Here is a 12,848-nt window from a genome sequence, read left to right as displayed (position 1 = left end):
GTTTTTGTTAGATTTACACATCGATGAAAGGAAGGGAGAAGAAGATCCGGATTTTAACCGGTTTCTTCACCTGTTTTGTTGCGTCAGATCCTGAAAAACTTGCTGTTGTTCTACTAACTGTTGACGCACGAAGCTTAGTGCCTGTTGATCATCTGTTACATTTTCCGCTTGAGCTAGGGAGCGCTCCGCTTTGTTTATAGAATCCTTAATTTGCTCAAGAATTTCTTCATTGATATGACTTTGTGCTTGTTTAATTGCCCGCTGTAAATGCAAAATCGATTGTTGAGCCTGTGCAAGTGGACTTTGATCCTGTAGGCTAGAGATATTATTTCCTTTTTTCAATGTCTTTCCTCCTCAGTGTATGGTCATAATTATAATGTGATGAAGTACAGCGGGAAATATACATAAAATCTATTTTCTTCACATCAAATACGAAACGATGCAATAAGTTTTGTTGTGCAATATAAGGATACTGTTCACTAACCTATGTAGAAATCTTGAAATAATGCTTGTACTTGCCCATCGCTCCGGCTGCCCATTTTCCTTTCGTGGGGTTTTATCTTCAGCTAACTTTTCCAATCAAAGACCGCTTGGAAAAGTGACATTCTTTACAAAAGTTAGCTGAAGACACGCCCCGCGGTATAGGATACACGGTGAAAGCTTGCTTGAACAGATGTTGACTTATGCCCTATGGGTAAAAGCGAAGTGTGCAAGCCGAAGCGGTAGTTAGGCGTATATCGCCTTTCAAAAAAGTATGTGCGTAGTATTTTCTTAATGAATAGGAAAATCCAAACGATTACAAGTCTATTTGAATCGTTTGGATTGCTGTGATGATAAATTCTTTTGCCCGAGCCTCTTTGATGTTGCTTAGTTCTTTTTCTTGGAATTTTTATCCGGACCGAATAGTTTATCGCCGGTTTCAATAGCTGGTCTAGGAGGCTCCTCCATATTGTAGCCTAAGAAAAACCCAGTGTGTGGAGGCTGATTATATCCTACATTTTGCCATGCAATCGATAGACGGTAAACCGGATCATGCATTAAGGTGTAAATTTTTTCTTCCGTGAGATCAGTAGTGGTGTAAAGTCGTAATTCTTCGCTATCAGCTGATGGCCAAATTACTTCTTCACGCCAATCTCCTAGTATATCTGCTTGTAAAGAAGGATTCCCTTTTGTCCAATTGTTACTTCGTGTTCCTTCTGGAGTTAACAGGTTAATGAGCTCTTCATTTTCATAATCCCATTTATCAATTTTGCCAACTCCATGTGGATCATTGTTCTCATCAAAAGTATGATCAAGTAGTTCTCGACCGAGATCACCATCCCACCAAATGGCATGATTGACCGACTGCGGAATATTTTCTGAAATGAGTTCACCGTCTACGGCATGAAGACCATTTCCTGCGCTACCATCCCAAGCTGAAGATGACCAGAATTCTGCACCGTCATAGCGTGGATCGATATCAGCAGCTAGTCCTCGACCTACATCTGCATTAATATCCACTCCAAAAAGTTTTTCGCCTGTTGCTGCATCACGGATACCATATCCAATTGGAATGGAGGCATTCTCATGAACTTGAAAAATTTCAAGACCTGGACGATTAGGGTTCAAATCACCGACATGTTGGGCGTCTCCATGTCCCCAACCGGTTGAGTAAAGCCCTGTACCATCATCATTTATAACTGCTGCTCCATAAATGATTTCGTCTTTACCGTCTTGATCAACATCGGCTACAGAAAGGCTATGGTTTCCTTGGCCAGCATAGTCTTGATTACCTTCCCCGTCACTATCAAATATCCATTCTTGGGTTAGCTCACCATCACGCCAGTTATAAGCGACAAGTACGGAACGTGTATAGTAACCTCTTGCCATTATAAAGCTTGGACGTTCTCCATCAAGGTAGGCCACAGCAGCAAGGAAACGATCAGCACGGTTGCCATAGTTATCTCCCCAATCATTCAGATTGCCACGTGCCGGTGTGTAGTCAGTTGTGGTTAACGCTTTGCCTGTTTCGCCTTCAAACACCGTTAGGTATTCAGGACCATCTAATATATAGCCACTGCTGTTACGCCAGTCAGCATCTGGATCTCCGATTACATTACCTTCACCATCAATTGTTCCATCTCCTGTTTTTAATACGACCTCTGATTTCCCATTACCATCAAAGTCGTATACCAGGAATTGTGTATAATGAGCACCAGCTCGAATATTGCGACCAAGATCTAAACGCCATAACTTCGTACCATCCAGTTTATAAGCATCGAGATAGACGTTTCCAGTATAACCGGATTGGGAATTATCTTTTGAGTTGGAAGGATCCCATTTTAAAATAATCTCGTATTCCCCGTCTCCGTCTAGGTCCCCTACACTGGCATCATTTGCGCTATACGTATAGTCTACTCCATCTGGTGTAGTCCCACCCTCAGGCTTATCTAATGGAATACTTAAGTAATTCTCACTCCAGACATTCACTTCTTTCGTAACTTTATCTCCACTACCTTTCATTATTTTCACCTGATAGGTAGAATCTGCTGTGCCATTTTCATCAAAATAATTCGTACTGTCTTCAATTGGCTTTTTGTTAATTTTTTTGCCATCACGATATACATTAAATTTAACATCTTTCGGATCAGTGCCAAGCATCTTCCACCCGAGATATACGCCTCCGTCTGATTCAACCGCCACTAATGCCCGATCCAGTTGTTCCATCTGGCGTTTTTTTACTTCGGTTACCGGAGATTCTATGGTATTGGATGAAGCCGAAATACCGCCTTCATTTACAGCACGAACCTGATAATAATAATTTCTGTACGTTAAAATCGAGTCATCGGTAAAACTAGTTTCGGAAGTGGTACCGACTTTCTCAAATTCGACAGCTCCTTCTGGATAGTCTTGCGGATTAAAATTAGCCCGGTATACATAATACAGAATTGCCTGATCGACAGGATCCCAGCTTAATGTCACGTTATCAAGCTCGGCATTATTTACAGATAAATTGCTTGGAGCCTGAGCAGTTTCCACCTCCTCATTGATGATCGAAGCAGATACTTCGTTACTTTTGTCTGATTCAATACCGGATGTATGCACAAGTGTTACAGCATACGTGTAACTGTAGCCCAATTCAACGGTAGTATCAGTATAGGTTGCTTCTGTGGTTTCATCAATTTTCTCAAAATCTTCGTCATTTTCTCCTTTACGATAAATATTATAATGACTAGCGTTCGGATCACTTTGCCATGACAAAGCTACCTCACTATCTGCTGAAAAGGAAATCGAGTCCACTGTTAGACTGTCGATTTGTGTCATGGAAACAATCTCTAGTCCATTAATTCGGCCATTTTCTCCAATATCAATCGTTAATTTTTCATCAGTAACCGTTACGTCAGTTGTTAACTCAGCATATTCACCAGCACTTGATGTAATACTTCCATAATCCTCCCCGTTGATGTTAAAGCTCGAGCGATTGAAAGCAATATCATCACCGGCAATAATACGTACGAAATAATCTCCATTCGGTATGTCAAGGATAAAAGAGTAATCAGAGCCGATCACAAAATCACGACGTAGGTCATCTGGGTTACCGCGATCACGATTATCGACAGCAACACTTAATCCATAGCCTCTATCTTCGTCATAAAGTAAGGTATTGGCCACTTGTGTGTAGCCATCAGCAACAGGACTATCGGCTGAACCAAAGTCAAATAAGTAACCGTCATTTGTTTCTGCTTGAATAGAATTGGTTAGATTGCTTGGGAATAGACTAACGACTAATACAGTAATCAGGATAATGGAAATTTTCTTCACCAAAAGAAAAAACCTCCTATTTTTTGGATTGTTTTACATTCCTTTATGAGGTTCTATGGTGCTAGAGTGGATCAAGTGCATCTATCACCACCTTTATTGGGGTGTAGGCAGTCCATAAGTCTTAGGACTAAATAATGATAACGCTTACAATTTTCTACAGAAAAAGAAATGTGTGACGGTAATCAAGAATCCGGATTTCCTGATTATGTTTAAGAGTAGAGAAGAGAAATAATTTCGTCAAGGTAATCTCTGTTTTTTAAACAAACATGTCTGTTTTTTAATAGGTTTGAAGGGAATATATGATCAACAGGTTATTAGCCAAGTTGTTGTATAGGGGAAAAAGATCTAAAAAGATGAGAATGAGACAAGTGAATAGGAAAAATACGAACAGGAATAGCTATACGCTCTCACTACATGGTTATAATATTTCGCTTTTACTCTAGACACAAGATCTGCTCGAGTACAAATCAGTTTCGCAAAGTGTTCTATCCTGTCGGGCACGGCAGCAACTAACTTTACTAAATGGATGTTCAGTTCATGCTGTTCCGACAGGAGACTTCTTATTTTACTTGTGCTGCATCAGATAGTCGGGATCTGCGCTCGTTCTTCCTCATTCATTTTGTCTCAGCCTCATGATGGTAACGTTTATTCTATTGATTGTCTCAATAAACCAAGTCGTGGATCTATTCCATCACCAGCTTCAATGTCGTATTCGTATTGAATGATTAGTACGTTGTCATCAATTTGGTATAGATAGTAGCCTTGTGGAGGTGGAGTACTGTGTTGCATTAAGCCGACGTATGAATTTTCAGTAGCAGGTAGTTCTTCCGGATCCTCGGTAATATCGTATTGTGTTTGCATTTCCTCAGCTACCGTTTCTATCGGCGTACCTTCTTCCACACTAAGTGTAATAGATGCCGTATTCTCATCACTGTAATGGCGTATCGTATTATTTTCAATCGTATAATTACTTAGCAACTCATCGATTTGGTAGTGAATCCCATATGGCTCAATTAGAAAATTGGTGACATTTGTAGCTTCTTCATTACCTTCAATTACAATGGTTGTCGTATCTGTGCCAGTTTCTTCTATTGAGAAAGAAGTATCTGCTTCTTCATTATTAGTTGGCTCATTTTCAAGAGGAGTTTCACCTTCATCGATTCCTTCCATCTCATCTGGATTTTGTGGATCCTCGCTAGTTACGCCAACCTCTTGATTTTGCTCGTTGTCATCTGCAGGCAAAGTGATTTGGTCATTAGTGATCATCGTATATACCAGTACACCGCAAATCAAGACAGCTGCGGCAGTAGACAGCCAGATAAAGGTATGCTTTGTTTTCGATTTAGCCCTTTTTTTCTTGGCATGCTGTTGTAGTTCCTTTTTGATCGACTCTTTTTTATATGGATCTAATTGGGCATTTGTTTTCAACTTATTTAGCTCCTTTATTAAATCGTCTTCGTTATGACTCATAATAAACCTCCTTCACTTGCAGTTTTAAAGTCTTGATGGCACGGTGAAACGTCACTCTCACCTTCGAATCGGACCATTTTAAAATATTTGCCGTTTCTGAAACGGACAATTCTTCAATTCCTCGCAGGATGACGACATCCCGATACTCCTGTTTAAGTTTAGCTATTGCTTGATGCAGTTCCAGCTTTCTTTCGTTTAAAAGATGTTGATCCTCTGGGGATATGTCGATTTTCTCCTCATAAGATTTGATCAGCTTGCGCCAGTCTTTCCGTTTTTGTTTTCTCGCTTCATCTATCGCTAAATTTCGAGCAATGGAGATTAACCATGTTTTAGGACTCGATGCTCCCTTGAAAGAATCATATCGATCAATTGCTTTAATGAACACCTCTTGAACCAGATCTTCGACATCTGATGTGGAAGTGTAATAGATTAAAAAACGATATACATCATCAGCATAGGCATCAAACCAATCTGTAATTAACTCTTCATCCATTCCGTGACCTCCCTGTCTTTTGTTTTTTCTTTACTTATTAGACGACGTTTATACCAAAACATTACACTATTTGCACAAAAAAAGAACGGTCCAATGTGAAAAAGGATTCATTCTTTTTTATGATGAGTATGGCTAGCAATTGCTTTTTAAAATATCGCTAATGTTCTTTACTCAAACGTCTATTGATAAGTAGTTATTTCTTAGTCCTGTAATCCTATTTTTTCTTTAAATTCTTTCATTGATTCGTGTGGAAAGACCTCTTTCCTTGGAATTTGATAGATAGCTGTCTCCCCTGGTACAACGGTATCCGGAATTACAGTAAATGCCATGTTAAAGCCCAGCTCTTTGAATAGTTGGATATTGCCTTCGTCAAATGCTCCATATGGAGAGGCGAAAGCTTGTGTATTACCGTCGAGATTGATGATGCTTGCTTCTAAATCTTTACGTACTAGCTCATCTGGTTTCCCAATTAAATATGGAGTGTCATCATCCATTCTTTTATGGAAATTGTAGGTGTGACTTTCAAATTCGAATACATCACACGTATACTGTACATCTTCGACACTGAAATATTGGTACTTACCTGGCTGATATTTTGCATCATACATGTTGACTGCTCCGGTAATGACAAAGCTGACACCAGTAAAGCCATATTCACGAAGCACTGGAGCGACTTCTATTGCATTGTCTGTAAAGCCGTCATCAAATGTAAGCACAATACTACGTTCCGGTACATCTAATTTTCCTTTAATAAATAGTTCTAATTCTTTCAGTGTGAGTGTTGTGAATCCTTCCTCCTTTAACAACTGCATTTGCTGATCAAATGTAGACTTAATCATGACAGTGGAGACGATTTCTCCATTTGCTTCAAGATGAATATCCTCGAGCTGCTCTTCCTCGATTATTCGATGATACATTAATACTGTAACTTGATCAGCTTTGTTTTGATCTGTGAGGTTGAATTGGCGAACATTATCTCGCCAATTCTGACAAGTTTGAATATCGAAGGATTTATCTGCTGGGAAGAGATCATCTTCATATAACGCACGTGAGACATCATCATAATAGAAGCCAATAATAATAGAAAACAACCCTAAAAATATCATGGTAAAGATAATATTAAATAAATGCTTTCTAATCATTAGGTAACACTCCTAAACTATTTTATTATTAAGTAAAACTTCAACAGTTGATGACTGCTGACCGTCACCGATGCGCTTAGAGACATACCAGCTATCTTTGTTTTTAAAATACATCAAAGTACCTGTTATAACGAACAGCAACCCCATCAGTCGGTACGTAATTGTTTCAAATGGGATAAAAAACAGTAAACTTTTTAGATGTTTATTGGAATATCTCGTACCGAATCGTTCGCCAACAATGATTGTTACAATGCTTTGGTAAATAGACAGAAATACTGTTACAGAAAAAAGAGCAAGAGCGACCATATAATTATCACTATTGATTATTAAAGCAATTGGGATAACCATGATTGGAAATGCATTCAAGGTCCCTAATAATAATGATTCAAAGATGAAAAAGAAGGAAAGACGAAACCCTAAATGACGAAAAAATGATGTTTTAAAATAGAAAACACAATCGACAAATGCCTTTTGCCAGCGGATTCTTTGATTAAAAAGCTCCCGGAAGGTATCAGGGCATTCTGTATAACATATTGCTTGTGGTATAAAAGCTAATTTGCTTGTCTTATATTGTTTATTAGTCTTCATTAATTGATGCATTTTTAACGTGATGTCCATATCTTCTCCAACCGTTTTCCGATAACCGTTAGCATCAAAAAGTGCCTGTTTTCGAAATGCTCCAAAAGCACCTGCGATCACAATAATCGAATTAAGTTTTGCTTGTGTTAATTTGTGTAAATAAAAAGCTGTCATATATTGAACAACCTGATATCGAACTAGTCCTTTCAATTTAAAAGTGGGGCGCGGTTTGAGGATGATTTCATGAAACCCTTGTTTAATCTGTACCATTCCTCCGGCAGCAATGATTCTTTCATCTTCAAAAGACGTATTAATGGCATGTAAAGATTCAGGGTCAAGAATACTATCTGCATCCAATGTCACTACAATTTCTTTTGCGGCATATTCTATTCCTGCATTAAGAGCATCTGCTTTCCCTCCGTTTACTTTATCAATTAAATAGATTTTAGGATAAAGCTTCGATTGATAAATATCTTTAATTTTTTCATGTGGTATTTTAACAGCAGGTAATTTCTTGCATGTTGCTTTGAGGTCTAAATATTGTTGTAAGATTGAGAAAGTATGATCCTTCGAGCCATCATTTACGAAAATAATTTCAGCATTCTCATATTCTAAATTAATAATGCCTTCGAGGCAGTTCAAAATAATTTTTTCCTCGTTATAAGCAGGAATAATCACACTAATGCCTTTTTCCTTGTTTAATCTATTGATTGCATTTTTTTTACTAACTGCATAGAGAGGATAGAGGATGTACAGCAATTGAAAGAAGATATAAAATATAAACAGAACAAGCGTGATTTTTAATAGCATTATTGGTCGACTCCTTTTTGCTGATAAACTCTTACGTAATCCACTTCAAATGTTTGCGGAAAAATCGTCGTATTATCAGGACTTCCTGGCCAATCGCCACCAATTGCAGTGTTCAAATATAAATACATATCAACCTGAGGGCTTGAGTTGTTGGTTTGGAATCGCTCGATACCATCGATGTACCACTTGATTGAATCAACTGACCATTCAAGGGAGAAGGTGTGGAAGTCTTTTGAAAAATCGTCATCACCGATAAAATGATCTGATTTACTAGTAAGTTGTTGGTTCTCATCCAACCAGTGTTGTACCATCCAAATTTCGTTTGGCTGATGGCCAAGCATTTCGAAAATATCAATCTCTGGCAACCATTGATTATCAATATTTGGCATCATCCAGAATGCGGGGAAAATACCTTTTCCACTTGGAAGCTTGGCACGTATCTCCACTTTCCCATATCGAAAGTAAAACTTATCTTTAGAATGAATAGCAGCAGATGTGTAGGAGCGCCCATTATAATTCTCTTTTTTGCTGATGAGTTTAAGCTTACCATCGGAAACTTTTATATTGTTAGGTGTGTAATATTGCCATTCATTATTCTTTTCCGCTGCCCAATTCTCTATATTCCACTTTGCTTGATCCAGCTTGTTTTGTTCAAACTCTTCCTGCCAAATTAATGTCCAGCCGTCTTCTTTGTACTTGTTCTTTATTGAGAACTGTTGGATAAATGTTTCAATCTGGTTTGATTTATGGTTACTCAATCGAATGTCATGGCTGGACGGTTTAGCTATAACAGTTTCAGGAAAAAAGCTGGGTAATAGCATGCTTAACAGTAAGAAAAGATAAATAGTTACATGTCTCATCCATATCACATCCACTAAATTTATTTTATAAAGAACATAAGGAAATAATCATGGTTCTTTCGTTCTATATAATGAACTGTGTCTAGTATAATCGAAATGGTATGGATTGAAAAAGGTCATATTCGTTCGTTTTAAAGAAAAATAACCTGTTTTTGTTCTTTAAAAAGAATAAAACGTTCGTTTACTTAAAATTTCGTCATTTTATAAATGAATAAAAGTATAACCAGATCTTTTATATAAGTAAAAAACCTAGCTGTTCCTGAGATGGTTTGCTGTAAAAATATAAAAACAATATAGATCCTTTTCAGTGAATGAAAGAGGAAGGCAAGGATTTGTTGGGTAACTGGGATAATCAACATTATATAAAGCAATAACAAGGATTAATTACAAGTCAAGAATATCTTTCTAAATACAAACACATTATCGGATTCGTCTTTTGATATTCTTTTCATTGATCTATCCATGTTGTACGGACGCGCTTCGTTTTTTTCACTAGTTGAAATCGATTATTGTTCTTTCAAGTGGGTTTTTGTGTAAAATATCGGTGGGTAATGAAGATTGGGAGGGAATAAGAATGTTTGTAGGAATTCATCATATTGCAATAATTTGTTCTGATTATCAGGTATCGAAAGATTTTTACGTTAACAAGTTAGGTTTGTCAGTAATAAAAGAAATATATCGTAAAGAAAGGAATTCTTATAAATTAGATTTGGCTCTGAATAATCAATATGTTATCGAGCTATTTTCTTTTCCGGATCCACCAGATCGTCCCAGCTTTCCGGAGGCATGTGGTCTAAGACATCTTGCCTTTTCGGTGGAGAATGTGGATAAGACTGTAGCAATTCTCGAAAAAAAAGGAATATATGTAGAAAAGATAAGGATAGATCCAGTGACGAATAAACGCTTTACTTTCTTTCAAGATCCTGATCAATTACCAATAGAAATATATGAAGTATAATAAATAATATATTGAATAAATATTTCATTTACTTCAGTAAGGATTGTGATCTATCAACTACTACAATTAATTTACAAAGGAGAGGTAATGTGAAGTTTCTTTCAAAAATCTTTCGTCGTAAAAATTGTGGTGTATGTGGAAAAAAACCAGTTAAACCAAGTTATTATTATAATGATAAGGACGAAAAAATTCCAGTTTGTTTTCAATGTGTTCCATATGCGGAACGAAGAGCATTTAGAAAAGCATAGAGCAGGATCCTCTATGTTTTTTTTACTTGTGCAGATAATTTAGCTGAAATTAACATCAGGTAAGGCTAGGTGTGCCGAGTTCTGTAGTATCTCTTATGATATAATGGCATCAAAATTGTTAGCTAGGAGGATATCAATGAAAGGAATTATCGTGAAAGAGCCGGGTGGGCCAGATCAATTAATGTATACGGATGTGCCTGAGCCGAAATTAGCAGCAGCTGATTTATTAATTGAAGTACATGCAACTGCGGTAAATCGCACGGATATTTTAAATCGGGAAGGAAAATTAGGTTATGTCGAAAATCCAATTATAGGAGTAGAGGTAGCAGGTGTAGTGGCAGATCCTAACGGGCATAAGGAATTTAAACAAGGGGACCGTGTAATGGGTTTAGTGAACGGTGGTGGATATGCTGAGAAAGTAGCGATGCCTGCTGATAGAGCGATGAAGATTCCTGATGTGTTGAGCTTTGAGGAGGCTGCAGCAATTCCTGAAGTGTTTTTAACAGCTTTTCAAACGTTATATTGGATTGGTAAGTTGAAAAAGGATGAAACTGTTTTGATTCATGCTGGTGGAAGTGGGGTTGGAACAGCTGCAATTCAATTAGCTAACATACTGTCTAACGCAAAGATACTTGTTACTGCTGGTTCCGAAGAGAAACTAGCGTATTGTAGTAAATTAGGTGCTGATACGATGATTAATTACAAGGAACAGGATTTTGCTGAAGAGGTATTACAAGCAACAAACGGAAAAGGTGTGGACGTAATTCTTGATTTTGTTGGCGCAAGCTATTGGGAGCAAAATTCTCAGTGTATTGCTGTTGATGGTAGATGGGTATTAATCGGTGTGTTAGGTGGCAGTACGGTAAACCAGATTCGCCTTATGGACTTAATGGCAAAACGAATTCAATTAACAGGTACATTATTAACACCTCGAAGTGATAAATATAAAGCGGAACTAAGCAAGGATTTTATCAATAATGCTTTCGACTACTTTGAACAGGGTAAGATTCAACCAGTAATCGACACTATCTTTCCTATCAGTGAAGTAGCTAAAGCTCATCAACATATGGAAGCAAACAAAAACATCGGGAAAATCATCTTACGATTATAGAAAGTATTACTTTTGAAGCGAACAAAAAGACGCAACAAACGTACCAATAAGAAATGGCAGTCTATTTCCTGGGAAATAAACCAATTTTTGACGAATATTTTTAGAAAATCGGTTGTAACAAAATAAGAGAAAGACTAACGTATTCTAGTTAGACATATGTTAATATTGAACCATAAAGGAGGTTTTTAGAAATGACAGACTATATGCTATGGAACCATGAAATAGTGGAGCGTAAGAAGGAAAATGCATTGGTTTCTTTCGAAGACCGTGGGTATCAATTTGGTGACGGGGTATATGAAGTAATTCGTATATATGACGGGAAGCTGCATGCTTTGGATTGGCATTTAGACCGCTTGTTTTATTCGATGGAACAATTAGCAATTCGTACTCCGTTTTCTCGATCAACAATAATACAATTATTAAAGAATCTTATCGAGAAGAATAGTTTTACTAGCGATGGCAAGCTTTATTTGCAAGTAACAAGAGGAATGCAGCCGAGAGACCATGCCTATAAGGAAGGATTAGATGCCATTTTCTATGCAACAGTTGATCGTTTCGACAAGCCAGTAGAAATGTGGGAAAAAGGGGTAAAGGTGACATTACAAGAAGATATTCGCTGGCTTCGCTGTGATATTAAGTCATTGAATTTGTTAGGCAATGTGTTGGCTCGAACAAAAGCACAACGTAACGGATTTCACGAACCTCTATTTCATCGGGATAATATTGTCCGTGAATGTGGTGCTTCCAATTTTTATATGATAAAAGACGGAGTGATACATACTCATCCAACGAATAATTATATTCTCGGCGGTATTACTAGGAAAAAAACATTGATGTTTGCGGGTGAATTAGGGATTCCTGTGGAAGAACGAGAAATAGCAGTAGAAGAATTACAGAATGCTGATGAGTGTTTTCTGACTGCGACACCACTCGAAATAGTTCCAATCATTCAAATAGACGATCTACGTGTAAACAATAATGAAATAGGAGAAATTACTAAAAGATTGCACCAATATTATCGAAAACGTGTATATGATTTTATGGAATAAGGGACATTTGTTTGTCCCTTTCATTATGCATAAAGGTTTGGCTGGTTCTGTTCTTATTTTTTTTGCTAATCATCGTGGTGTTTAACGGGATTTTAACCGAACCACCTTGTCTCTTTCTTTTAAGCCCACTTTGTTTATACCGTTTTAGTGATGCAAGCCAAGCAAATCAAAACGATTATGTAAGCAAGTATCAGGAACTAAATGGGTCCTAAACATAAAAGTACGATGAAAAGAAAGAGAAGGCTAGTGAGATATGGTCTTCTCTTTCTTTATGCGCTTTATTTTGATTTTGTTCTGTTTTGTGGCATAGTAGTGTTTGTTGCCATG

10 protein-coding genes are annotated in these 12,848 nt (G+C 37.4%); 3 read left to right on the top strand and 7 right to left on the bottom strand.

Annotated elements, in window-relative coordinates; all coding sequences use genetic code 11:
* Positions 1-66: 66 nt before the first annotated feature.
* The 7 genes from ACTNEP_RS01935 to ACTNEP_RS01905 form a co-directional block, all read right to left on the bottom strand.
* Positions 67-342, bottom strand: coding sequence for a hypothetical protein (locus tag ACTNEP_RS01935; RefSeq protein WP_441159857.1), 276 nt, complete (start codon positions 340-342; stop codon positions 67-69).
* A 525-nt stretch (positions 343-867) separates the two neighbouring features.
* Positions 868-3,801: a fibronectin type III domain-containing protein gene (locus ACTNEP_RS01930; RefSeq protein WP_441159979.1), complete on the bottom strand. Its 2,934-nt coding sequence runs from the start codon at positions 3,799-3,801 to the stop codon at positions 868-870.
* Positions 3,802-4,446: 645 nt separating this feature from the next.
* Complete coding sequence (locus tag ACTNEP_RS01925) at positions 4,447-5,271, bottom strand: hypothetical protein (protein ID WP_441159856.1); 825 nt, start codon at positions 5,269-5,271, stop codon at positions 4,447-4,449.
* Positions 5,261-5,764: an RNA polymerase sigma factor gene (locus ACTNEP_RS01920; protein ID WP_441159855.1), complete on the bottom strand. Its 504-nt coding sequence runs from the start codon at positions 5,762-5,764 to the stop codon at positions 5,261-5,263. The genes ACTNEP_RS01925 and ACTNEP_RS01920 overlap by 11 nt, the downstream gene beginning before the upstream one ends.
* A gap of 200 nt (positions 5,765-5,964) precedes the next feature.
* On the bottom strand, positions 5,965-6,906 hold the full coding sequence (locus ACTNEP_RS01915) for a polysaccharide deacetylase family protein (RefSeq protein ID WP_441159854.1): 942 nt from the start codon (positions 6,904-6,906) through the stop codon (positions 5,965-5,967).
* 12 nt (positions 6,907-6,918) lie between these two features.
* Positions 6,919-8,295, bottom strand: a complete 1,377-nt coding sequence (locus tag ACTNEP_RS01910) for a glycosyltransferase (RefSeq protein WP_441159853.1) — start codon at positions 8,293-8,295, stop codon at positions 6,919-6,921.
* Positions 8,295-9,155 (bottom strand): glycoside hydrolase family 16 protein, encoded by an 861-nt coding sequence (locus ACTNEP_RS01905; RefSeq protein ID WP_441159852.1) that lies wholly within the window; start codon positions 9,153-9,155, stop codon positions 8,295-8,297. The genes ACTNEP_RS01910 and ACTNEP_RS01905 overlap by 1 nt, the downstream gene beginning before the upstream one ends.
* A gap of 574 nt (positions 9,156-9,729) precedes the next feature.
* On the opposite strand from ACTNEP_RS01905, the gene gloA2 reads away from it, so the two are divergent.
* The 3 genes from gloA2 to dat all read left to right on the top strand — a co-directional run bounded on the left by gloA2 (position 9,730) and on the right by dat (position 12,521).
* Positions 9,730-10,113, top strand: a complete 384-nt coding sequence (gene gloA2 / locus ACTNEP_RS01900) for an SMU1112c/YaeR family gloxylase I-like metalloprotein (RefSeq protein ID WP_441159851.1) — start codon at positions 9,730-9,732, stop codon at positions 10,111-10,113.
* A 384-nt stretch (positions 10,114-10,497) separates the two neighbouring features.
* A complete protein-coding gene (locus ACTNEP_RS01895; RefSeq protein WP_441159850.1) occupies positions 10,498-11,472 on the top strand; it encodes an NAD(P)H-quinone oxidoreductase in 975 nt (324 codons plus the stop codon).
* A 191-nt stretch (positions 11,473-11,663) separates the two neighbouring features.
* Entirely contained in the window at positions 11,664-12,521 is an 858-nt protein-coding gene (dat, locus tag ACTNEP_RS01890; RefSeq protein ID WP_441159849.1) for a D-amino-acid transaminase, read from the top strand.
* Positions 12,522-12,848: the final 327 nt, after the last annotated feature.

It is taken from the genome of Gracilibacillus sp. HCP3S3_G5_2, from assembly GCF_052063305.1.
In the GTDB taxonomy this organism is placed as follows: domain Bacteria; phylum Bacillota; class Bacilli; order Bacillales; family Amphibacillaceae; genus Gracilibacillus.
The sequence above is the reverse complement of the archived record's forward strand: the minus strand, read 5'-3'. Positions and strand labels throughout refer to the sequence as shown.